This window comes from Methylobacterium aquaticum, assembly GCF_001043915.1.
Lineage (GTDB): Bacteria > Pseudomonadota > Alphaproteobacteria > Rhizobiales > Beijerinckiaceae > Methylobacterium > Methylobacterium aquaticum.
This window is the reverse complement of the sequence record NZ_LABX01000056.1, coordinates 26,516-47,753: the sequence shown is the minus strand read 5'-3', so window position 1 is coordinate 47,753 and position 21,238 is coordinate 26,516. Positions and strand designations below refer to the sequence as shown.

Genomic DNA, 21,238 nt, shown 5'->3' with positions numbered 1-21,238 from the left:
CACGTTAACATACGTATAAACGTAATTATTTGTTGTAGATCGCGCCAACAAATGCTGAAAAACCAATCAAATGTAAATTGTATAAATGGATTTGATCGAAGTCGCAACAGCTTGACCTTAAGAAGTTCTTCTTCCCACCCCATGCGGTGTGACCTTCAGCGATAACTGGCGGCTTTTTTCGTGCGCTAAGTGGCGCCGATGACCAGCGTACTGCGAGCCGCCTCGACGACGTCGTCCGTGATCACCCTCAGCTCGTTGATCTTGAGGATGCGCGCAATCTGCACGAACAGGCGCTGAAGCAGCCGGAAGTTGCCGCCCGTGATCCGTGCGATCGACGCCATCGCCTGGACATCCGTGAAATCCGCCTCGTCCAGCGCGAGCCCGAGCTGGCGCCAGTGGCGCGTCAGCACGAAGGTGAGTTCGTCGCCTTGCAAGGGACGATAGTGGTGGGCAAAGCCGACACGGCTGTAGAGCTGAGGGTAGCGCGACAGACGCTTCTCGATCCCCGGCATACCGATCAGGATCACCCCAATGCTCGTGCGGTCGAACAGATCGCGCAGGTGCTCCAGGCCCGTCGTCGACAGCCGCTCGGCCTCATCCACGATCAAGAGCTCGGCCAATCCACGCCGAAGACCCGTGCCGCTCGCCTTGTCGCGCCCGAGGTGTTCGTCGATGCAGGCATCCACTCGAACGAGAAGGCAAGCCACGTCGTCGCGCAGCACCCGCAACGAGCATCCCACCGCCGGAGTGTAGAAGGCGCTGCGGCTCCCGGCGAGCGTGGCATGGACCTCGGCGTCCGAGGGCTGGCGCGGCCCCCAGGTTTCGAGAAAGGGCTCGGCCACATCCCAGTGTGCGTAACGACGCGCTGACAGCGTCTTGCCGACGCCGGCCGGCCCGTAGCAGAGGCCGATGTAGCGGTGTTTGCGAACCGCGTCGGCGAATTCGCTGAAGCGGCGATGCTCCTTGGTCGCGATGAAGGCGCCCGATCTGGCGGTCATCCCTCGTCCTCCGCCTGATACACGCGCAACCGTGGCCGCGTCGCGGAGCGGGCCGGTGCGGCCTGGCGCTGGGGACGAGCGGGGTCGGGCAGGAAGTCCGCGACGCGCGCCACGCGCTCGTTGATGGCAGTGCGCAACGCACGGCGGTGCAAGCGACGGGCCGCCTCGATGTCCTTGAGGCTGAGAGCTTCCCCGGCATGCTCCTCGTTCACCGCCCGGCACAGGAAACGGTCGCGATGAAAGACCCGGATCTCGGAGACGTCGCGCGGGTCGTAGCGGATCGTGACGGTCTCGCCGACATAGGCCGCCAGGGTCGAGGCGACGTAGCGCAGACCCTGGAAGTGGATGCCGTCACGGCGCACGCAGCGCGGCTTGGCGACCATCACCAGAAGAAGGTCGAGCGCCTCGAGGGTCTCGGGGAGGCGGGGCAGGAAGCCGTTCGCCCGCCACGCATCGAGCGGCGTTTGCCCGATCTCGCCATGCGTGCGCCCGTGATAGGTGCCGCTGATGAAAGCGCCGACCGCCCGATCCAGGTCGGCCAGCGAGAGGACCGGCGGGCTGGCCAGCTTACCGTCGACGAGGTGGCCGGGTAGTTCGGACAGGAGTTCGGTGTTGAGGGTCCCGAACAGGCGCTCGATCTTGCCTCGACCCTGCGGGCGGGCGACGCCGGAGTGGACGATCTGGACGCGCAGGTTGGCCGCCACCTGATCGAGGTGATGGCTGGTGAAGTCGCTGCCGTGATCGACGTAGAGCACATCCGGGATGCCGCAGACGGGCCAGGCGGGGTCGGCCTTGCGCCAGATGGCGTGGCGGAGCGCCAGGCTGGTGTTGAGCGCCGAGGGCGCTCCGAGGAACAGCATGGTGCCGGCGATCGCCCGCGAGTGGTCGTCGATCACTGTCGTGAGCCAGGGTCGGACCGATCTGCCGCCTTCGTCGAGAACGAGGATGTCGAGGAGCGTGTGATCGGCTTGCCAGAGCGCGTTGGGCGCGCTCGCCCGGTGACGGACGATCAGCTCGTAGCGGTCCCGGAAGGCGGCGGGTCCGTCGAGTGCCAGAGTCACCATCGCCGGATCGAGGCGAGCGAGGATGGCGTAGACCGTGCTGTAGGAGGGGATGCGCCAACCCTGAGCCTCGGCGACGGCAGCGGCCCTTCGATGGATGGCGGCGGCCGAGGATCGTGGCCGTCGCAGGGCCATGCCCTCGATCAGGGTCACGAGATCGGCGGGCAGGCGGCTGTGGCCCGCGTCGCGCCGACCGGCACGGGCGAGACCGACCAGCCCGTCATGGCGATACCGGGCAAGCCAGCGCTGGGCGGTTCGCAGCGGCACGTCGGCCTGCGCGGCGGCGTGGATCAGGGGCACATCGTTCTCCAGCGTCGGCTGGAGCACGGCGAAGCGCGCCATGGCCAGCCGGCGTTGGTCCTCGGCGAGGTCCGCGAACGAAGCCACGATGGTGGGGTCCGTCATGGGGCCTCCCTGACCAGTGACGCTTGCCTGCCAGGCCTGTCCGGAACCGGCCGGTTCTGGACAGTGTGGCCCATCCTGTTCAAAACCTAGCTTCCGCGAGTTCCGGACAGGTGTCCAGTTCCGGTCAGGGTTTTCGGACAAAACTGCTTCATGCCGCGCACCTTCGCCTACCTCCGCGTCTCGACCCCCGGCCAGACCACCGACAACCAGCTCACCGAGATCCAGGCCGCCGGGTTCACCATCGAGCCGCGCCGCCTCGTCACCGAGACCGTGTCGGGATCCACAGCAGTCGCGCAGCGCCGCGGGTTCGCCCGCCTGCTCGACAGGCTCGAGGCGGGCGACGTTCTGGTGGTGACCAAGCTCGACCGGCTCGGCCGCAATGCGATGGACGTGGGTGCGACCGTCGCCAGGCTCGACGAACTCGGCGTGCGGGTTCACTGCCTGGCGCTGGGTGGGGTCGATCTGACGAGTTCAACGGGCAAGCTGACGATGGGCGTGATCAACGCGGTCGCGGAGTTCGAGCGCGATCTCCTGATCGAGCGGACCCAGGCCGGGCTGAGCCGAGCGCGGGCGGAAGGCCGACGGCTCGGCCGGCCGGCCAGTCTCACCGGCGAGCAGCGGGCGGAGGTGGCGCGTCAGCTCGGGGAGGGTGCGAGCGTGTCGGCCCTGGCGCGGGCATTCAAGACCAGCCGGCAGACCATCCTGCGGATCAGGGACGCAACCGTGCCGTCCTGATCGCCTCAGCGTCCCGACCGCAACGCGGGATCGGCCATCAAGCCCTGAAGAAAGACCGCCATTTATCGCTGAAGGTCACATCTTGCCGCGTACGAACCCAGCCATGGGGCTAGCACGGCAAATCCCGTCGAGTTGAGCAGATGCATGGGAACGTCGCCGGCAGGGTTTCCCGTACATGCCGGTCTGAGGCATGCGGGCGCCGCCCTCCGGCCTCATAGTCCTATAGGCTACGTCAAGCTTCACTCCGAAGCAGCCGATCTAGATTTCTGCCGGGATCGGAATTCCTGCCTGTGCATTACAGGTGGCATGTCACCCGACGATTGCACCTCCGAGCTTCTCCAGCGCGCCCAAGATACAATCGAGGCGGCAGAGCGCGTCCGCTCGAACAATGCCTGTCTCCGGGCGCATGGATACGAACTCGCCCTCAAGACCCGCGACACGGCAGAGTTGCTTCGCCGTATGCAGGAAGATGCGGCGGTCCGGCCACAGACAGCTCAGGCCACCCATCGGGCGAGGATCGCTTCGGCCTCCGCCGGGTCTTCCTGGATCCTGTAGATGGTCTGTCGGCTTAGGCCGGAGTTCCGGGCGACTGCTGAGACGGTGGCGCCCTGGGCGAGTTGGGCCCGCACGGCGTCGAGCTGAGTCCGGGTGTAGCTGGGCTTGCGGCCGCGGTATGCATCGTCCCGGGCCTTGGCGTGGGCGATCCCGGCGCGCTGCGCTTCCTTGGTCGCCTCGGCCTGGGCCTGGGCCGTCGCGCTCATGAAAGCGATGAGCGCATCCCGCACGGCCTGCTGCATCGGGTCCTTAGTGGCGCCGTCGAACACCAAGCCGTTGATGACCGTACGGACGATCACGCCGCGGCGCATCAGCTCGCGAATGGTGTCGGTCACGTCCTGGTAGTCGCGGCCGAGCCGATCGACCCACCGGACCACGAGCACGTCGCCGCGCCGGAGCATATCGAACAGCCAGCGCCCCTGCAGCCGATCGGCGGGCCGGGTGCTGACGCCACTCACGCCTTCGTCCGCAACCACGGCGTCGATCGCGAAGCCCGCGGCCTCAGCCTGCGTCCGCTGGTGGGCGGCGGTCTGGTCTGTGGTGCTCACGCGGGCGTAGAGGATGGTCTGCGACATGGCCGAAGCGTCCGTTGATCTCATGTCCGCATAAAACCACGTCCGTAAGGCAAAAGCGACCCTAGCGGACAGGGATTCGGACGGTCTCGGCCCTGTCCGCTGCGGTATACCCATGCGGACGCCATCGGCTGCGCATAGCTCACCCCGGCTAGGTTTGGGCTGCTCTCTAAGAGGACCGCGACGGCTTATGGTGAGGTCTACACGCCGCGTCGATCCTGGTCCGTCTGAGCAGCAGCTACAAGCCATGCGTCACATTCTGAAACGCGATAGAAACTTGACTCTATGTCAACTTTGCGCAAAATTACATAAATGGCAGATTTTTTCGAAGCCAAATAAAGAATTGATTTTCCGGAGGATTAGATGATGCGTCTTTCGACCGCTTTGATGACTGTCGGCTTGATCGCTGTCGCAACGACCTCATTTGCGGGTAGCGGTGTGGGGGGTGCTGGCGGTCAAGCCGGTGGAAATGGCAATAGAGGTGGGAACGGCACATCGGGGGGAATGCCGGGGTGTGGCGGCGGAACCAATCCGTCTTCCGATGGAAAATTCTACATTCCCGGCACTAAGCGGGAATGCAATCCAAGCGACGATGATCGCAAGAAACTAAGATAGAATTGTAGCAAGTCACTTGCTGTTCGACGCATTTCACTCTTTATGCTGGCTCCATACGCCCCCCTTATGCGAGGGCGAGCAGGGTTTGGAGAGGCCGCGTAGACGCCCTCTAGGGCGTCGAAGTCGTCGGTGGTGCAGCGCCAGGCAGCCGGCTGAGGTCAAGGTACGCGCGGCCTTGAGACCACACACCGCGTCAGCGACCGTCACCCGCAGGGCCGAAACCGCGCAGCGGGTTCGGGGAGCCGCCGCAGGCGGCGAGTAGGGCGCGGCCCGTAGGGGACGCCCCTCTCAGCCTCAGACACCCTGCGCGCCTGATTGCGCAGCATCTTCGACAGGACCAACTGCCTCGGCGCCGGCGGTAGCCGCAGCGAGTGCAGCCGCCTTTCGCTGCCGGGCTCTCTCCTGGTCGACCTCGTAGGTGCGCTGCATGTCGTGCCGATCCTTCTCCCTCACCGGCTCGACCGGATTGCCATCAAGGTCGTAGCGCATCGATCCAGGCTGGGCGACCGCGTGCCGGTAGCTGAAGCTGCGGACGTAGTCGCGGATCGCCCTCTCGCAGACATTGACCGTCACCTCGGGTCTGCAGCGGGCGAGGATCTCGGGGCCGAGACCGACCTGGAAGGGGCGCATGGGATCGCGCAGTGCGGCCGGAAGGACGCTGATCGTGGCGACCAGGAGAGCGTTGAGCGCCTGGGCTCGGGCGAGGACAGCGGACCCAGCAGTGCTCGGCACCCGGCTTCTCGCCCAAGGACGGAACGGGCGAGTCTGCTTGACGAGTGTATCCGTCGCCGCGGCGCGAGTAACTGGCTCAGGGTTCGGCGCCGACACGATCTCGGTGGGCTCGACATGCGAGTTGGCTCCACCTGGCCGAGTTGCGCCTGTCCAATCGCGGCGAAGAGGCGTAGCGCGAGATCGGCAATATATCGATGGTCCCTAACGCTTTTATCGGCACCGTCTACGCAACGAATTGAAAACCGGGCCACGAGGCAAATATTATTCTAATATTTTAAAAATCATAGCATTCAGATAATCATTACTAAGTAGCTTTAGATGTGCGACGCGATCTAGGACAAACCAAACCAAATGTTAAATCATCTCTCTGCCGTCTAATTCGCCATTGGCATTTGCCATTTTCAAAAATTGTCATGTCTTCCGCTGTAGCCTCTCTAAACAAGCGGGCTACATTGACAGGAGCTTGCTTTACATCTGGAATAATGAGCGCTGAAGTGATAAGACCAACGGCCTGAAGCGATCTTTCATCATACCGTAGGCCAATATCTATTAGATTTCTAGATATTACAAGACTTCCACATTTTTCGCTCCAATATGTTCTTTCAAGTTTCAGAAACAACAATTTCAAATTTCCAACTTCCATCCCAATTTTACCGTTACATTCACCAGTGAATGGCAAATTGATATTTTTTTTCTTAGATAAGAAGCTAATTCTATCCTCTAATTCCTCTGGGTGCAAAGCCGAAGCTGTCAGAAATAGCGATGCTGGTACTATCACATAGGCCAATAAATCTACCGAAATCGAGGTGTAAGCTCGACTGAGCAATCGGAGAAATTCATTGAGCATGGCTACCACCCTTTTGGCTGGTTCCTATGACTTGGCGATTGAGCATTCGCGATCAAGACCCCAAGGCCACATTCAAGGAAAAAAAGCCGCAGCTCAATTTTTACAGGGCGGACGGACGAGACCGACGCTCCTACGGATCTCCTGCAACTCAGTGCGACATCACGCTGGTACCTAATTCGGGCGTCTGGTCGTCCCGAGGGGTCCCGATGCAGTCGCGTCGGAGAGCTACACGCAAGGCGCCAGATCGCCTCTCGGCCAGCGAGGTTTTAGCCCCTTGCTTGGTCCAGAAGTCCGGTGCGGAACTCGCGTCCTCCGCATGCCCACAACTCAACAGTCACGAGCCGCAGGTGAACCGGCCGCCGGCGTCGCCTCTCCCCGCTCATAACTTAGGCTCTGATCACCCCTTCTCCAGATAGTTCATGCGGGTCGCCGCCCTGGGTGATAATGTCCTTCTCTGATTGCGGAGAAGTCAAGCAGTCGAAGCCAACTGCTCTACCAGGCGTAGCGCCTCGTAGAGGGCGGTCTTTCTTTCCGATCTTCAACCTGTAAGCGGCCTCGGGAGCCGTCAATCCGATCGCCATGAGCGCTCGCGCCCGCATCAGGACGTCCGGGTTCACGACGGGCTTGCGCTCCCCCCTTCCGGCCCAGCGCCGCGGCTGCCGTCAAACCGGCCCGGGTCCGTTCTCAGATCGTTCGGCGGACACCTCCCTGGCTGGGATCGCGGCCGTTCGATGGTCCCCCGCGAGGATCATGCTTCTCTTCGAGGTCGGCGCAGCGCCGCCTCACGATAGGGTCCGACAGTTCGGGCGCTGCAATCTTTATCGCGCACTCGGCCGGCCGGAGCCGGAGGGTGCCGGACATTATCCGCAGTCGCCCCAACCGCGTCCCGCGGGGGGACATCGCTCCGCCACGACGGCGGAACCCGTGTGGCGGGACCGGTCAGCTCGCAGCGGCGGCGTCCCGGGTCCAGCGGAAGTCGGTGCCGTCACTCCACAGCCGATGCAGGAGCACGGCCAGCTTGCGGGCGACGGCGACGGTGGCGCGCTTCAGGCCGCGCCGCTTGGCCAGCGCCATGCCCCAGGCCTTCAGGGCCGACCAACGCTGCGTGCGGGTGATCAGCGACAGCGCCGCCTGGAACAGAGCTTGGCGCACCATGTGATCGCCGCTCTTGCTGATCCGCCCATTCCGGTCGATCTCGCCGGAAGCGTACTTGCGCGGCGTCAGCCCGAAATGCGCGCCGACATCGCGCGAGCGGGCGAAGCGCTCGGGGGCGTCGATCGCGGTGGCGTAGGTGAGGGCCACGACCGCGCCGACCCCCGGCACGGTCATCAACCTTCGGCAGACCGGATGCTCCTTGGTGGCGCGCAGCAGCATGCGGTGCAGGACATCGATCTGGCGCCGCAGGTCGTCCCGGGCCTTCAGCATCGGCACGACCATGGCCATGAGGCGAGGCCGGTCCGCCAAGAGGTCGACGACCCGATCGTGGAAGGTCGCGGGTGTGACCGGTCCAATCTTGAGCCCGAAGGCCTTGAGCTTGCCGCGGATCTCGTTGTCGATCGCGAGTTGGGTCGCCAGGAGCGTCTTGCGGTTGGTGAGCAGCAGGCGCAGCTCCTGGCTCAGGGCGGTCTTCACGTGGACGGCAGTGTACCAGCCGACCCGGATCGCCTGGGCGATGGCGCGGGCGTCGTTGCGATCGGTCTTGACCGCCATGGCGGCGGTCGCCCCCTCCACGCGGCGGGTCTCGATGCAGACGGCGGGGTACCCAGCCTCCCGCAGCCCTTCGTACAGCCAGGGCGAGAGCGGGCCGGCCTCCAGACCGATCCGGTCCAGGGGCATCCCCAAGTCGGCCAGCCACATGATCAGGGCGGCCGGCTCCGATCCGGCCTTGCCCTCGCGGATGATGGTCCCGACCTCATCGACCACGCACAGCGCGGTCTCGTTGAGGGAGACGTCGAGCCCGGCGAAATACCTCATCACACCACCTCCTGACCGGCGGAAGACGGATCGAAAGCGCGGGTGCCGGCATCGGATGCTTGCGGAATGAGGCAGAGCCCGCAATCACCTTATCTTTATCAGACATAGTGTTCGCGGGATTTGCTCCCGCGGAGACTCTCTGAGGAGGCTGAGGACCGGTGTAGGAATGCCCATCGGGATCCATCAGGGGCGAATCATTCCCAGGCTCCGGCCCTGCACCGGCACAATCAGGGTGCAGCTCCGCTCCAATTCGGTCTTCGCCAGAGCCACCCGGCACGACGCCACCGTCGCAGCGTTCGCTCGCACAAGTTCCTGGGCCGCGTAGATCCACTCGGCAGACTCAGGGTTGGCGAAGGCCATCAGGCGGGTGCCCGCATCCCAAGCGCGCTCGCCCATCACCGTTGCCACCCTCCGCTCCGCCAGCGAGAACGATAGGAACCGCGGCACCGCCAGCACCAGACCCATCAGGATCCCTGCCGCGCCGGCTCCCCCGAGCCACGCATTCCGCCGCCACCGCTCGCGTACGCGCCGGTCGGGTGGCCTTTGTAGAGTGGGCGCAGAACGTGGTGTTCCTGGGTCCGTCCGGCGTGGGCAAGACACACCTGTTGTCGCCCAACGTAATCTGACCCACACTCATGCCGGAACCGTTGCTTGGCGCACTGGCCGCCCTATCAATCTTCCGCGCTACTACTCTGGCTTGGGCAGCCCCCACTCAGGATCTCCGCTCATTTTTCAGTAGGTTGCAATCTTGGATTGCAGGATCGGATCGACGTGGCGAAGCCATGCGTAGTCCGGGAAGCGCAGGCCGTGCGCCTTTTGGGCTGCCTCCGCCAGCGCCGACGTTGCCGCGGCAAGATGCTCCTTGGCCTTGAGCACCTCGTGAACCTGGGCGAGGGCGGCGTTATTCCGCCCCTTTTGATCGGTGATCGCCTGGAGCAGGTGGCCTTGCAGGGTCGGCACGAGTGTGTCGGGCAGCCGCGCCTGCGGATCGGCGACCTGGCGGTCTGCGGCCGTCCTGGCGGCCTTCAGGACGGCCTGCTGGTCGAGGGTCGCGAGCGCATTCGCGACCCTGCCGTGGAGGAGCAGCTCGCCCGCCTCGGGGATAAGGAGTTCAAGGCATGAAGTGGATCCCGAGACGCTCGGTCACAGCCGACCCTCGCGCGAGCGGTCCGCCAGAGGGCAAGGCTCGCGAAGCCCAGGCTTTCCTCCCACTCTCGGACTCTGAGCGCAGATTCACGGCAGGATGCGACCCGAGGGGGATTCACCCTTAACTCGGCCGTGGTAGCGTCGCTTCACCGTGCCGATCCGCCCCGAACACCGCCACTTCTACCCGATCGACTGGCCGCAGCTCTCGGCGGTGATCCGCTTCGGCCGCGCCGGCGGACGCTGCGAGGCCTGCGGGCGGCCACACGGCCGGGTGATCGTCTGCCTCGACGGGGGAGCATGGTACGACGCCGAGGCCGGCCACTGGCGCTCAGGCCGTGGCCGGCCGCTGCGACGCCTGCCCGGGCTCGAGGTCCTAGCCAGCGCACGGCTGACTGTGCCGATCCTGGCGGCCTGTCACCGCGCGCACGATACTAGCCTGAACGGCGACCGGGATCTCGCCGCTTGGTGCCAGCGCTGCCACCTGATCCACGACCGGCCCGAGCATCTGCGGCGGCGGCGGCTGACCTATCTGCGGCGGCGAGCGCTGGGCGACCTGTTTCTCGGGACCTACCCGATCAGCTAGAGCAGCGCCCGATCACGTTGTAATCGGGCGCTGCTCTAGCCCGGATTATTCATGCGTGGTGACGGGCATGGTGCAAGCCGCTGATCGGCCATAGATTTCGGCTGCAACACTCGAAACCAGCCGCTCGCGGAGACCATGCCCGCCAAGGTTGACGATACCCCGCCGCTGCCCGGCCTGTCAGCCGTCTGCGGCAAACCCCTGGTCGCCCGCTTCGATGGCGGGCGGCTCTCCTCAGATGGAGGCGTGCTGGCGCTGAAAGAGATCGAGCGCCGCCTCGGCGTCGCCGATCGCCTGGCCGCCTGCCTCGATGACCCGCGGGCGCCCGAGCAGGTCCGGCACAGCCTCGCCGACATCATCCGCTTCCGCCTGCTGATGATCGCGGCCGGCTACGAGGACGGCAACGACGCCACCGCCCTGCGGCACGATCCTGCCTTCAAGCTCGCGCTCGACCGCCTGCCCGACGCGGCGGCGCTCTGCTCGCAGCCGACCATCTCGCGGCTCGAGAACCTGCCCGACCTTCGTGCCTTGTTGCGCATGGGACGCGCCCTGGTCGGGCTCTATTGCGCGAGCTTCCGCCAGGTGCCGCGCCGGATCGTGCTCGACCTCGACGACACCTTTGATCCGGTGCATGGCGAGCAGCAGTTGCGCCTCTTCAACGCCTACTACGACGAATACGGCTTCCAACCTCTCGTGGTGTTCGACGGCGAGGGCCGGCCCGTGGCCGCCATGCTGCGGCCTGCGCGTCGCCCCACGGGTGCCGAGGCCCGCAGCTTCCTGCGCCGGCTGGTGCGCGAGATCCGGGGCCACTGGCCACGCGTCGAGATCCGCATCCGCGCCGACAGCCACTTCTGCGCGCCCGAGGTGCTGGACTTCTGCCGCGCCGCTCGGATCGACTTCGCCCTCGGGGTCGCTGCCACCCCGACGCTGCGCCGACACGTCGCGGCGCTGGAGGCAAGCACGGCAGCCCGTCACGCCGCCCGCCCCGACCGGTGCAAGCTGCGCCGCTATAAGGCGTTCTTCGATGGCGCGCGGAGTTGGTCCCGCGTCGAGCGCGTTATCGCCCGCGTTGAGGCCGGACCGCAGGGCACGGACACCCGCTTCATCATCACGAGCCTCACCGGTGGCGATCCGCGCAGGATCTACGAGCAGGTCTACTGCGGGCGTGGTCAGGCGGAGAACCACATCAAGGCGTGGAAGCGCCATCTCGCGGCCGACCGCACGTCGTGCATGAAGGCGACCGCCAACGCGTTCCGCCTGATGCTGCACACGGGCGCTTACTGGATCCTGTGGTCGCTGCGCAGCCTCATGCCGAAGCGCTCCAGCTGGCGCGTCGCGCAGTTCGATACCCTCCGGCTGCGGCTCGTGAAGCTCGCCATGCGGGTCGTCGAGTTGAAGACCCGCGTCACGCTGCATCTGCCCAGCGCATGCCCCGATCGCGCGATCCTGCGCCTCGTTCTCAACCGCCTGCCGCGCCTCACCTGTTGAGCTGTGGGGCAGCTGCCCTGGTCGAACCCCCGCGTCGCAACCCGCCAGACCCGCGATCTGCACCCGATCCCCGGCCGACAGGACCGGCGCCGATCTCGCGCGTTTGCACAACCATACAGCGAGCCTTCGCCAGACGCAGAAAGCCCATGACCCCAGTCATGAATGATCCGGGCTAGCTCTTTGATTTTACCGCATTTTCTAAGATGAACCGGTATCCACCTCGTCGGAAAATGCTTAAGAGGACAGAGCGGCAGGTTCGCTGCCGATGCAAGCGAGGCCGCCCGACCGGCGCGTCGGCGATGGAGCCCTCGATCAGCCTCATCGCGAGGGCAGTGCCGACGCAGGGATACCGCTACCCCAGGGCTTGCTCGACCGCCCTTCCGCAAGCCTCGGTGTCGGCATCGCCGCCGAGGTCGCGGTGCGCAGGGTCTGCTCGGCCAACACCCGCTCGATGCCGGCAACGATCTCCGCCGCGGCCTCCTTCAGGCCAGTGCGCCTCGTACCCGATTGCGGAGCACCCGTACTGGAGCTCAGGGTGAAGCCTCTGTGCGTCAGCGGCAGACATCTGCTCGCTGCCAAGCTTCAGATATTGACGCGCGGTCGATGGCCCTGCCAACGTCGCGCCCGACGAAGACAGCGGTTGCCCTCGTCGCGTCGCGGCGAATGGCTGGCGGCGTTGGAGGCGCTCATGCGGGGGCTGGAGGAGCTGTGACCCAACTAGCGCGTGTTGCATGACACACGAAGCCTTCGCACCGCTCACAATCGCCGAGTACGCTGCACAGGCAGCCCTCACCGATCAGCGCAGTGACGGCGGATCGCTGGCGTTTCCGCTCCTTGGCCTCTTCGGCGAGACGGGAAGCCTGCTCAGCGAGGTCAAGAAGAAGCAGCGCGACCGTACTTCCTATCGCGGCTACGCGGGTGCCGTCGTCGAGGAGCTCGGCGACGTCCTATGGTACCTCGCAGCGGTGGCATCCCGCACACGCGTGCCTTTGCCCGGCGTCTTCGCGGAGGCGGTCTCTAAGACGGGCAACAATGAAGCGATCACCCTGGCTTCGTTGCAGCCCGACATCATGCCTCGAGCTGGAGAACCGACTGCCGCATTCGAGCGCACATTGCTGAAGCTGGCCGGAGAAGTCGGAATCCTTGTCATGGACGCACAAGGACAGGGCATCGAGAAGGACATCAGTCTACTGCGAAGCCGTTTGGTTACGATTGCACAAACCCTAATTCAAGCCTCTAACGAGGCCGGCGTCACGCTCGAGGCAGCAGCCGTCAAGAACCTTGCAAAGATCAGCGACCGCTGGCCGCGCGAACGGCAATATCCCGCGCCTCTCGACGCCTTAGCAGACGCCGAGGAGCGCCTGCCACGCAGCATCGCGATTGAGATCTTCGAACGGGAAGTTCGTGGACGGACCTACGTTTTTCAACGACGTAACGGAATCAACATTGGCGATCGGCTGACCGACAATGCCATGACTGCCGATGACTACCGATTTCATGATGCCTTCCATTACGCCTATGTAGCTGTGCTAGGCTGGTCACCCGTCATTCGCGCTCTGTTCCGCCTGAAGAGAAAATCGGCACCGAAGGTTGATGAAGCGCAAGATGGCGCGCGTGCCATCCTGATCGAGGAAGGCCTGACAACCTGGATCTTCGGGCAAGCGCTTGAGCTCGATCTGTTCACCGGCATGAAGCCGGGTGATTTACCATTCGACCTGCTCAAACAGGTTCGCCAGTTTGTGGCTGGCTACGAGGCGGAGCGGTGTCCACTATGGCTTTGGGAAGAAGCCATCCTCCAAGGCTATACGGCGTTTCGCTTTCTGCGTGAACATCGACGCGGACGCCTCATTCTCGACTTGGACCAACATCAGATGACAATCGAGCCACTTTCGTGAAGACACCTCGTAAGTTTGCTGACGCCCTTGCAGGCATGTCCCTCAAGTCGGTGTTCAATCCGTATCGTGATCACTGCCCCCTTCACGACCGAGAAGACGGCGCACTCGTACGCAAACGCAACCTGATCCACTGTCTCGAAGCGGCCATTGAAGCGCGTGTCGATACGATCTGGATTGCGCGAGATCTCGGATACCGCGGCGGAAGGCGAACTGGCGTACCGCTGACCGATGAGGTTCACTTGGCTTCCGCCAGCGTGCTTCTGGGCGGCATAACCCTTGATCGCGCGACGCATGGCCCGATCGTGGCTGAACGTACAGCGGCCGTGGTTTGGCGGGTTCTTTCCCGAGTCGGAGCACCCGTCGTTCTCTGGAACATTTTCCCCTTGCATCCGCACGAGCCGGGGGACCCACTATCCAATCGCTGTCACAGCCGCTTCGAACGCGATGCCACCTGGCCATTCCTGACAGCGCTCATCGCGATGATAGCCCCGCGTCGGATCATAGCGATCGGGCGCGATGCTGGTCTGGCACTCTCGGGACTCGAGGTTCCGGTGATGACGGTTCGCCACCCAAGCTATGGCGGCCAGGCTGAATTCATCGCCGGTGTTCATGCTATCTACGGTCTGGATGGAGAGGATGTCGCTCCGCAGCTATCCCTTTCTGTCTGATCAGACCGTCGCCGGCGCAACTGGCGCGATTGCCTGATCGAACTGTGCGAGGAGAGTCTTGATCTCCCCGCGATTGGTCCTCGGTGGCTGGTCAACCTTCGCGTGGGTTGAGACGATCGTCAGCGATCCCACCTCTAGTTCGGCCTCTCGTGCGACAAAGCTCATAAGTCGACCCAAGCCGATGATATTACCGAGCAGCTTTTCCACATAGTAGTGGTTGCGGTACTGTGCGGTCAAAATCAGCTTGCGTGGAGCACTGGGAACGATCTTGAAACTGAGAAAACTGAGGCACTGACCGCCATAAGGCGAATTATCAACGTCGCGAACAGGATCGAACAAAGAGATTTCATATTTATTCAATGCTTTTACGCTTCTGTCGCCCATCCGCGTGACGATATTCCACAACTGATTTGGCGAATTTCCAGATGAAACGGGATAGTCAATCATCCGCTCGAAATAATATCCGGACCATCGCTCACCGCGCCGCACCTTTGCCAGGACGCGATGATTGAATACATCAAAGAATTCCGGCGCTCCGTGTCGGTAATAGAGCGCAGCCGGAAAAATCGTGTTGGCAACGGTTTCGATCGGCTTCGCACAGGAAGCTAGAAAGGCGTCGACGGCAGCAACACCCGGATGCGCGATCGTCGATCCCGCAGTGGGGTCAGCAACATCAATGATAACGTTGTAAGCCTCGTGACCCGGCTCGGCGTCAACGGCGCGCACCGCCTCACGCCAAGCGGTCGCGCAGTCAGGCTGCGGAGGAACTGGCAGATACATCGACATCCTCCGTGAGCAATGCGGCCGCGAACAGCCGCGGTGCGATGAACCTCTCGGTCAACCAAGCATGTCCGGAGAGGCCCCAGCCAAGCCCCCAGCTGTTACGCACGAGGATTGCGCGTTCAGCCTGTACCGTGCCGTGACCGACGGCGATCACTGCGTGCCGCCGGGCCGGCTCGGGCACCTCACCGGCCGCCGGCTGAACGACACCAGCCGGACTTGGCATGAAAAAGGATCGTGACAGCGTCATCAGCAATATGACGGGTCGTTGCGCGTCGATCTCGGCAATGATCGGCCCGACGTCGTAGGCGTGAGGCGCTCCAGCCCGCCGAAACCGGGCGCCGACTTCGGCAGGGGGCAACCAAGCGGTTAGATCCGCAGGGACTGCAGAGAGATATGGCCAGCCGGCCTCTTCCGGTTGTCCGTCGTGGCGCAATGTTTCGAGCATCGCTGGCAGCGTTGCGCCACGGTCCGGCGGACGGCTCGCGCGTTGCTGCGCTTGGTAGAAGGCGCATTCGCAAGACAGTGGTGACCAGCCCGGGCGCAACGCAGCGTGCGCGTCGCTGGCCGCGAAGGCGAGACAGGTTGGGCGCGAGCCCTGGTTGCGGGCCTCACCAAAGTGGGGCCGCAGGTCCTCCAGAATGGTGATCGAGGTCATGCGGCTTCGAGCAGCCTCCGCCGCTCGGCGCGCGAGAGGCCTTCCTCCTCCGGGCCCGTCAAGTCGAAATCGAGTTCCAGCCGGGACAGCGGTGGGTCAGGCTCCCATGGGCGCCGCTCATCGAGTTGCAGCAACCCGCGGCTGCCTTCTTCAGGCGCCACGGTCACACGTCGAATGACGGGTCCACCGATGCCATCGCTGTCCATGTCTTCCGTCGAGTCTCCCACGATTGCAAAGCCGCTCGCCGCCAGTTGATCGATATCCCAGAGATAGCCGCCTCCACTATGCTCCTCGAGGCGAAGTACGAAGAGGTCATTCCGGCTACCATCGATCCGTGTTCCGGCGTCGCGTTCCGTCAGCAGCCAGACATCACCGCGATAGTTCTCGGGTCGGTAGTCCTCAAGAAGCGCGACCTTCAGTTCGCGCGGCCGTGTTGTGACCAGATCACGCGCGAGGGCTGCAGAAATCATCTTGTGGCGAGCTAGCGTCCAGCAGGCCGCTTCGTAACTGGCGCCGAGCCGCAGGGAGAGCTGATACACTCGGTTCGGCCGCCGGAAGTCAGCTACTGTCCAGCCCTGACGCGCAGCATGCCACAGGATCAGCCAACGCGGCATCAAGAACTCGGTCGCGAATGCGTCGGCCTCAACTTCCTGAAAATCCTCGGTCGGCACACCCGCCATCGGCATGCGTCGCAGAATGCTGTCGTCGTCGAGGCTCGGGCGATGCTTCATGGCGTAGTGGCCAAGCTCATGTGCGGCGGTGAACCGCTGGATCGCCATTGGCCGCTGCGTTGTGACGAGGACGCCCGGAACGGGATCACTGAGGTAAGCGCCGAGCAGCCCTTGCAACGGTCGCAGGAGGAGCGGCAGATTGAGCGTCTGGATGGCCCCGAACACGTCGACAGCACCACCACGCGCGGTGATCAGCGTTCGCAGGCCGAGCGCTTGATGAATACGCGCCGCCGCCATAGTCCCAGCCCGCACCGCACCCGCGTAGTCGGAGGCGGCCATGCGCGTCAGTCCTGATTGGCTTGCGAACGGGTTCGCAGATAATCCGCGAACCGGCCGAGCTCGTTACGGTCCTGTAGCGACAATGCCGCGGCGCGGCGGGCAAGATGCGCAACATCGACAGGCAGGGCCGCCGCCTCATCTTCCCCTGTGAAGAACGCCACCGGCTGACGATAGAGCTTGGCAAGGCGGGTCAGCTCGATCGCCTCCACGCGTCGTTGGCCGTTCTCGATATCGGTCAGTGCGGTGCGAGGGATCTTGAGGTAGGTCGCGACCTCCTCCTGCTTCAAACCAAGATACTTGCGAGCTTCACGCAGCCGCTCGCCGAGTCGGCGACGCTCGACATCGTCGTCGTCCTGCTGGATTGCGACTTGGCTCATCACTTGCCCCCCTTTCGCTTCTTCCAAAAGGTCTCAATGTTCGGCAGCAGCTGCGCGAGCGCCTGGTCAACTGAGCGATAACCACCAGTCCGAACCACATTCTCCGGCAGCTCTATGCCCAGGAGCGGCTCAACGATGCAGAGGATCGACACGACTACGAGGGAGTCAATCTGAAATGGCGTGCTCCCGATCGCAACGGGCGTCGGCGGCAAAGCAACGCCTCTGATCGCCGCCTCGGACTTGACTATCTCAATCAGCTCGCTCCGCAAATCTGCCTCGACGGCTGCCGAGGGGAACGGAGCAACGACAGGAGCTGAGACAGGTGGAGCAAGCGTGGCAGTAGCCATGACATTTCTCTTCGAACCGGAGTGAACATAATGTCGGAATAATCGACATGCAAGGCGACAAATGTCGGCACCGAGCGGTTGCACGCCGTCCAATTGGTATGCCCATAGAGCGGCACGCGGCTGCGAGTGTTCAGCAACCTCAGGGTTGGCTAGAACGAGGGTATGGCCGAACGCGCAACCTTCCTCCACATCACCGACCCCCACCTGTCCGGATCCGGCGTTCGGTTGGAACGAGACGATCGCAAGGTCGAGGTTCCGGGCATTCCAGCCAGCACCCGCGAGGAGGCGCTTGGTCTCTTGTTCAGGCGCTTGGCTGAGCGTCTGGCGAGAGAGGACAGGGCGCTCGATGGGGTGATCTTTTCGGGTGATGCCCAGAACAAGGGCGCGGCTGGCGGCCATGAGCTGGTCTTCAAGTTGATCGCCGAGCATCTCGGCATCGCCGTCGATCGCATTGTGTCGGTCCCGGGCAACCACGACGTGCCTCGCGACGCAGCTCCCGGCTCTGCCCAACGCTACGAGGATTTCATACGAGTCTGGCGCGACCCGGGCTGTGTCGTACCATGGCTCGACGGCATCGATGGATGGCCGGCCATTATAGCTCCTGAGAGACATCGGCTGATTGCTACCGATTGCAGTTGGGCGGTGTTTCCGATCAACACCAGCAATTGGTCGCATGTGACCTCGGTCCTGCCTGAACCCCTGCGATCTTATTGGGATGCGATCCCCGATACGCTCGCGCCCGGCGAGACGGCGGTTGCAGCCCAGTTGCGGTCGCAACTCCAGGCCCTGACGCGGTACGACATGGCCCGTATCTCCGAGCATCACCTCGAGGCCTTGCGTGCGATCGTCACCTCTACACCTCAGCCGGACAAGGGCCGCCAGCTTCGTATCGCGGTGATGCACCATCATCTGCGCTCGCCAAGCCTGCGTGAAGAACTGAAGCCTTTCGCGGATATGTCTAATTTGGAGCAGGTGCGTGCTTTCCTGCGCGGCAGTGACATCGGGGTTGTCATTCACGGCCACAAGCACGAACACGCAGCCGATTTTGACCATATCTATGCCGGCGGCGGAGACGATATGCACCGCGTCCTGGTCATCTCAGGCGCGACATTCGAGGTCGGACGCGAAACCGACGCGGTTCGACTCATCACGCTCGATGGTCTTCCGCATACGCCAGAGGTGAGGATCGAAGCGATTCCGTTGCCCCGATCGGGCGCCGAGGATCATCGGCCAGCGCCGATCCTTCGCAGGCTATGGACGACGGGCGTCCGTTCCGCTGAGACCGTACTGGTTTCCTCTGGGGCGCCGGTGATTGTCGAAGGATCCGATCTGGACGAGGTCTATGCCCGCGCACTCGCAATCGCGAAGAGCGATGCGAGGCGAGGCACCCTGCTCGTTCACCTCGATCTACCCGACGACGACGGCAAGACGCTACCGTTGCCCAGCGCCTATGCGGTTCCAGACGACCTGCAGGGCGATGAGCGCCAAACCTGGCTGCGCGAACTCGTCGAGTGGTGGCAACTCGACCGATCGCAGCTGGAAACGCGCATCCCCTACCTGCACGGCGCACGCCTGAGGCGGTATGGCGGCAAGATCGACCAGATCGAACGCATCATCGCCCTTCTCAGGGCAAAGCCGAGCACCCGGGCGGTCGCCGTACTGGTCGATCCGTTCCGCGACTTCGCCCCCGACGGGGCGGGGGAGGAGTTCGCGTCCTTCTGCCTCGTCGAATTCCGGCGAAGGGACGCGGATGCGGGGCGTATCGCCGTGGATGCAATCGCCTTCTACAGGGCGCAGGAGTTCGAACGCTGGTGGCCGATCAACATCGCCGAGCTGCGCTTTCTGCAAAGAGAGATCTGCGAAGAGCTCGGTTTTCGGCCAGGCCGCATCACCACGATTGCCGCGGATGCGAGAACGATCTCTCGATCGCCCACGCAAGTGGCGATGCCGATCGTCGACCGTTGGCTCGACCAGGCTCCGGAGCGGCTCCATCTCCTTGCCGATGCTCTCGTTCACAAGGCCATGCACGGGGTTGCGCAGAACAGTGCCGTTCGCGAATGGCGACGGTCCTTGGCAGAGTTGCGCACCGCCACGGATGGCTTCAACTCCGACGGCATTCCCGTCGCGATCGAAGGGTTGCTCACGCTCGCCACCTACATCAAGGTCACTGCGCCGGTGGCCGATGAGGAACTCTCCATCCTGGCGCGCAACCTCGGGGACCTTGCACGCGTCAACGAGACCTTCGAACATTCCACGCGGTCCCGGGCCGCGTTCAATCGGTGGTCGCCGGTTGCACAGAGCCTTCTCGTAGCGCTCGAGCGCCTGACCGATGCACGCCTGCCGGCCGGTCAGCCGGCAACTGCCAGGACGGACTGAGAGATTTCCGCCGATGAGCCCGACGACGCGTTCGCCCCACCGCGGCCGACCTCCCAGCTGACGCGCGCACGGCTTGACCACTCGGCTGCGGTGGGGCTTCTTCTCCAACAGAGCTCGGTTGGTAAGCGCAGCATAAGGCGCTCCACGAACGACGGGGGGTTGCGATGGCGGACGTGACGCTGCTTTTCGTACACGGGACCGGCGTGCGAAGCGCCGGACGGCAGCAGACCGTCAAGCGGATCCGGGAAGGGCTCGCAAAGGCCGGCTTAGGCGGCATCGAGCTGGATTTTGTGGACTGGGGCGAGACGCACGGAACGAAGGTCAGCAAGCAGGACCTTGAGGCTGTCCTGCCCCTCGGGGCCGCGATGGCTTTGGCCGGCACGACGGAAGCCGAGATCGAGGCCGCACTCTGGTCCGATCTGCTCGCAGATCCCCTCGTCGAGCTCCGGATGGCCGCGCTTAGACAAGCGGCAGCTCCTGAGGGCGCTGTTCCGTTGCCTGGCGGCTCAAAGCCCGCTGACTTCGAGCTTGTGCAGGCTATCCAGGCTCTCGGGACGAAGCTTGTCGATCCTTTGCCCGGCGAGGTGACAACTCAGGCCATTCGAGAGGCCGCCCGCTCACTGGAACGAGAGCCGCTCGTTCAAGAGGCCGCCCTTTCGGTCGGCTCCGCTCAAGACTCCGACCTGATCGGGGCGACCGCTCGCGCCATCGTAGCCACGACTCTGCGGGGAACTCGCTCGGAACCCGGTACCGGACCGTCAGCGCTCTATCTCCGATCCGAACGCGATGCCCTCGTTGAGGCGGTTCGTTCCGCCCTGGCGCCGATTACGATGGGGATTGGCAGCTGGCTGCGCGATAAGGTCAAAGACTTCGCAACCGCAAAGGCATCCGATTGGGCGATTAATCGCCGTGACGCCCTGATGCGGAGTTCTTCACCGGCCGCCGGCGACATCTTGCTCTACCAACGGCGCGGAGACGACATCCTGGCAATGATCGAGGCCAAGATCCTGGAGCTTTCAGGCAAGGGCAAGCCCGTGATTGTACTCGGCCATAGCCTTGGCGGCATCATGCTGGTCGATCTGCTCAGCCGCCCACGCGAAGAGCGCCTACCCGTCTCCAAACTGATCACCGTGGGTTCGCAAGCCCCGATGCTGTTCAAGTTCGACGCGCTAGGCACGATGCGGCCCGGGGGCGAGCGCTCAGAGGGAACACCGTTCGTGCCGTGGCTCAATATTTATGACCGCAGCGACCTCCTGTCATTCTGCGCGGCCCGAGCATTTCTGGGTGCTGTGGGCATCGAGGACCACGAGCACGCCTCCGGTGTTTCGTTCCCTGAGGCCCACAGCGCCTACTTCCTCGCTGACGAGGTCTACGAGCGCATCAAGCAGTTCCTCGGTTAGCTGTGCGCGACGCCTACGC

At 63.8% G+C, this 21,238-nt stretch carries 21 protein-coding genes and 2 pseudogenes; 9 read left to right on the top strand and 14 right to left on the bottom strand.

Annotated features, from left to right (window positions below; translation table 11 throughout):
• Positions 1-185 precede the first annotated feature (185 nt).
• Together VP06_RS08135 and VP06_RS08130 are read right to left on the bottom strand one after the other, a co-directional pair.
• Entirely contained in the window at positions 186-998 is an 813-nt protein-coding gene (locus VP06_RS08135; RefSeq protein WP_048463296.1) for an AAA family ATPase, read from the bottom strand.
• Positions 995-2,464, bottom strand: coding sequence for a Mu transposase C-terminal domain-containing protein (locus VP06_RS08130; protein WP_156295502.1), 1,470 nt, complete (start codon positions 2,462-2,464; stop codon positions 995-997). The genes VP06_RS08135 and VP06_RS08130 overlap by 4 nt, the downstream gene beginning before the upstream one ends.
• 150 nt (positions 2,465-2,614) lie before the next feature.
• Between VP06_RS08130 and VP06_RS08125 the strand changes: the two genes are divergently transcribed.
• On the top strand, positions 2,615-3,199 hold the full coding sequence (locus VP06_RS08125; RefSeq protein WP_048463295.1) for a recombinase family protein: 585 nt from the start codon (positions 2,615-2,617) through the stop codon (positions 3,197-3,199).
• Positions 3,200-3,693: 494 nt separating this feature from the next.
• Here VP06_RS08125 and VP06_RS08115 read toward each other — a convergent pair whose 3' ends face one another.
• The 5 genes and pseudogenes from VP06_RS08115 to VP06_RS08100 form a co-directional block, all read right to left on the bottom strand.
• Positions 3,694-4,329, bottom strand: a complete 636-nt coding sequence (locus VP06_RS08115) for a recombinase family protein (RefSeq protein WP_048463294.1) — start codon at positions 4,327-4,329, stop codon at positions 3,694-3,696.
• Positions 4,330-5,235: 906 nt separating this feature from the next.
• Entirely contained in the window at positions 5,236-5,673 is a 438-nt protein-coding gene (locus VP06_RS08110; protein ID WP_053080499.1) for a ProQ/FINO family protein, read from the bottom strand.
• 304 nt (positions 5,674-5,977) lie between these two features.
• The gene (locus VP06_RS36100; protein WP_156295501.1) at positions 5,978-6,529 is read right to left on the bottom strand and encodes a hypothetical protein; all 552 of its coding nucleotides are present in this window, start codon (positions 6,527-6,529) and stop codon (positions 5,978-5,980) included.
• A gap of 930 nt (positions 6,530-7,459) precedes the next feature.
• On the bottom strand, positions 7,460-8,494 hold the full coding sequence (locus VP06_RS08105; protein WP_048446372.1) for an IS110 family RNA-guided transposase: 1,035 nt from the start codon (positions 8,492-8,494) through the stop codon (positions 7,460-7,462).
• A gap of 183 nt (positions 8,495-8,677) precedes the next feature.
• A pseudogene (locus VP06_RS08100) lies at positions 8,678-9,007 on the bottom strand (DUF6118 family protein); the annotation flags it as partial.
• A 23-nt stretch (positions 9,008-9,030) separates the two neighbouring features.
• On the opposite strand from VP06_RS08100, the gene VP06_RS38930 reads away from it, so the two are divergent.
• Complete coding sequence (locus VP06_RS38930; protein WP_363325447.1) at positions 9,031-9,120, top strand: ATP-binding protein; 90 nt, start codon at positions 9,031-9,033, stop codon at positions 9,118-9,120.
• Positions 9,121-9,226: 106 nt separating this feature from the next.
• Here the strand turns inward: VP06_RS38930 and VP06_RS37070 are convergent, their stop codons facing one another.
• Positions 9,227-9,370, bottom strand: a complete 144-nt coding sequence (locus tag VP06_RS37070; RefSeq protein ID WP_157080608.1) for a hypothetical protein — start codon at positions 9,368-9,370, stop codon at positions 9,227-9,229.
• A 3-nt stretch (positions 9,371-9,373) separates the two neighbouring features.
• Between VP06_RS37070 and VP06_RS36095 the strand changes: the two genes are divergently transcribed.
• From VP06_RS36095 to VP06_RS08085, 3 genes are all read left to right on the top strand, one after another.
• The gene (locus VP06_RS36095; RefSeq protein WP_157080607.1) at positions 9,374-9,616 is read left to right on the top strand and encodes a hypothetical protein; all 243 of its coding nucleotides are present in this window, start codon (positions 9,374-9,376) and stop codon (positions 9,614-9,616) included.
• Between the two features lie 175 nt (positions 9,617-9,791).
• Entirely contained in the window at positions 9,792-10,223 is a 432-nt protein-coding gene (locus tag VP06_RS08090; RefSeq protein WP_048444554.1) for a hypothetical protein, read from the top strand.
• A 135-nt stretch (positions 10,224-10,358) separates the two neighbouring features.
• Positions 10,359-11,708, top strand: coding sequence for an IS1380 family transposase (locus VP06_RS08085; RefSeq protein ID WP_048463292.1), 1,350 nt, complete (start codon positions 10,359-10,361; stop codon positions 11,706-11,708).
• A 352-nt stretch (positions 11,709-12,060) separates the two neighbouring features.
• On the opposite strand, the pseudogene VP06_RS37975 reads toward VP06_RS08085, so the two are convergent.
• A pseudogene (locus tag VP06_RS37975) lies at positions 12,061-12,197 on the bottom strand (tartrate dehydrogenase); the annotation flags it as partial.
• Between the two features lie 242 nt (positions 12,198-12,439).
• Here VP06_RS37975 and VP06_RS08080 point away from each other — a divergent pair.
• Together VP06_RS08080 and VP06_RS34615 are read left to right on the top strand one after the other, a co-directional pair.
• The gene (locus VP06_RS08080) at positions 12,440-13,603 is read left to right on the top strand and encodes a nucleoside triphosphate pyrophosphohydrolase family protein (protein ID WP_048444553.1); all 1,164 of its coding nucleotides are present in this window, start codon (positions 12,440-12,442) and stop codon (positions 13,601-13,603) included.
• Positions 13,600-14,271 (top strand): uracil-DNA glycosylase, encoded by a 672-nt coding sequence (locus VP06_RS34615; protein WP_245239713.1) that lies wholly within the window; start codon positions 13,600-13,602, stop codon positions 14,269-14,271. Before VP06_RS08080 ends, VP06_RS34615 begins: the two co-directional genes overlap by 4 nt.
• Here the strand turns inward: VP06_RS34615 and VP06_RS34610 are convergent, their stop codons facing one another.
• The 5 genes from VP06_RS34610 to VP06_RS08065 are packed head-to-tail and all read right to left on the bottom strand — an operon-like array spanning position 14,272 to position 17,443.
• Complete coding sequence (locus VP06_RS34610) at positions 14,272-15,051, bottom strand: thymidylate synthase family protein (RefSeq protein WP_082167261.1); 780 nt, start codon at positions 15,049-15,051, stop codon at positions 14,272-14,274. It lies immediately after the preceding gene.
• Positions 15,023-15,709 (bottom strand): C1 family peptidase, encoded by a 687-nt coding sequence (locus tag VP06_RS34605; protein WP_082167260.1) that lies wholly within the window; start codon positions 15,707-15,709, stop codon positions 15,023-15,025. The genes VP06_RS34610 and VP06_RS34605 overlap by 29 nt, the downstream gene beginning before the upstream one ends.
• Complete coding sequence (locus VP06_RS08075; RefSeq protein ID WP_082167259.1) at positions 15,706-16,719, bottom strand: ImmA/IrrE family metallo-endopeptidase; 1,014 nt, start codon at positions 16,717-16,719, stop codon at positions 15,706-15,708. Before VP06_RS08075 ends, VP06_RS34605 begins: the two co-directional genes overlap by 4 nt.
• 5 nt (positions 16,720-16,724) lie before the next feature.
• Complete coding sequence (locus tag VP06_RS08070) at positions 16,725-17,096, bottom strand: helix-turn-helix domain-containing protein (RefSeq protein ID WP_048444552.1); 372 nt, start codon at positions 17,094-17,096, stop codon at positions 16,725-16,727.
• Positions 17,096-17,443, bottom strand: coding sequence for a hypothetical protein (locus VP06_RS08065; RefSeq protein ID WP_048463291.1), 348 nt, complete (start codon positions 17,441-17,443; stop codon positions 17,096-17,098). The genes VP06_RS08070 and VP06_RS08065 overlap by 1 nt, the downstream gene beginning before the upstream one ends.
• Before the next feature lie 162 nt (positions 17,444-17,605).
• Here VP06_RS08065 and VP06_RS08060 point away from each other — a divergent pair, with 162 nt between their 5' ends.
• A complete protein-coding gene (locus tag VP06_RS08060) occupies positions 17,606-19,819 on the top strand; it encodes a metallophosphoesterase (protein WP_048463290.1) in 2,214 nt (737 codons plus the stop codon).
• A gap of 164 nt (positions 19,820-19,983) precedes the next feature.
• Entirely contained in the window at positions 19,984-21,219 is a 1,236-nt protein-coding gene (locus VP06_RS08055; protein ID WP_048463289.1) for a hypothetical protein, read from the top strand.
• Positions 21,220-21,238: the final 19 nt, after the last annotated feature.

Excerpts from the sequence above, each read along its gene's own strand:
- VP06_RS08135 (WP_048463296.1), bottom strand. The coding sequence starts at position 998 with ATGACCGCCAGATCGGGCGCCTTCATCGCGACCAAGGAGCATCGCCGC.
- VP06_RS08130 (WP_156295502.1), bottom strand. The coding sequence starts at position 2,464 with ATGACGGACCCCACCATCGTGGCTTCGTTCGCGGACCTCGCCGAGGAC.
- VP06_RS08125 (WP_048463295.1), top strand. The coding sequence starts at position 2,615 with ATGCCGCGCACCTTCGCCTACCTCCGCGTCTCGACCCCCGGCCAGACC.
- VP06_RS08115 (WP_048463294.1), bottom strand. The coding sequence starts at position 4,329 with ATGTCGCAGACCATCCTCTACGCCCGCGTGAGCACCACAGACCAGACC.
- VP06_RS08105 (WP_048446372.1), bottom strand. The coding sequence starts at position 8,494 with ATGAGGTATTTCGCCGGGCTCGACGTCTCCCTCAACGAGACCGCGCTG.
- VP06_RS08085 (WP_048463292.1), top strand. The coding sequence starts at position 10,359 with ATGCCCGCCAAGGTTGACGATACCCCGCCGCTGCCCGGCCTGTCAGCC.
- VP06_RS08080 (WP_048444553.1), top strand. The coding sequence starts at position 12,440 with ATGACACACGAAGCCTTCGCACCGCTCACAATCGCCGAGTACGCTGCA.
- VP06_RS34610 (WP_082167261.1), bottom strand. The coding sequence starts at position 15,051 with ATGTATCTGCCAGTTCCTCCGCAGCCTGACTGCGCGACCGCTTGGCGT.
- VP06_RS34605 (WP_082167260.1), bottom strand. The coding sequence starts at position 15,709 with ATGACCTCGATCACCATTCTGGAGGACCTGCGGCCCCACTTTGGTGAG.
- VP06_RS08075 (WP_082167259.1), bottom strand. The coding sequence starts at position 16,719 with ATGGCCGCCTCCGACTACGCGGGTGCGGTGCGGGCTGGGACTATGGCG.
- VP06_RS08070 (WP_048444552.1), bottom strand. The coding sequence starts at position 17,096 with ATGAGCCAAGTCGCAATCCAGCAGGACGACGACGATGTCGAGCGTCGC.
- VP06_RS08065 (WP_048463291.1), bottom strand. The coding sequence starts at position 17,443 with ATGGCTACTGCCACGCTTGCTCCACCTGTCTCAGCTCCTGTCGTTGCT.
- VP06_RS08060 (WP_048463290.1), top strand. The coding sequence starts at position 17,606 with ATGGCCGAACGCGCAACCTTCCTCCACATCACCGACCCCCACCTGTCC.
- VP06_RS08055 (WP_048463289.1), top strand. The coding sequence starts at position 19,984 with ATGGCGGACGTGACGCTGCTTTTCGTACACGGGACCGGCGTGCGAAGC.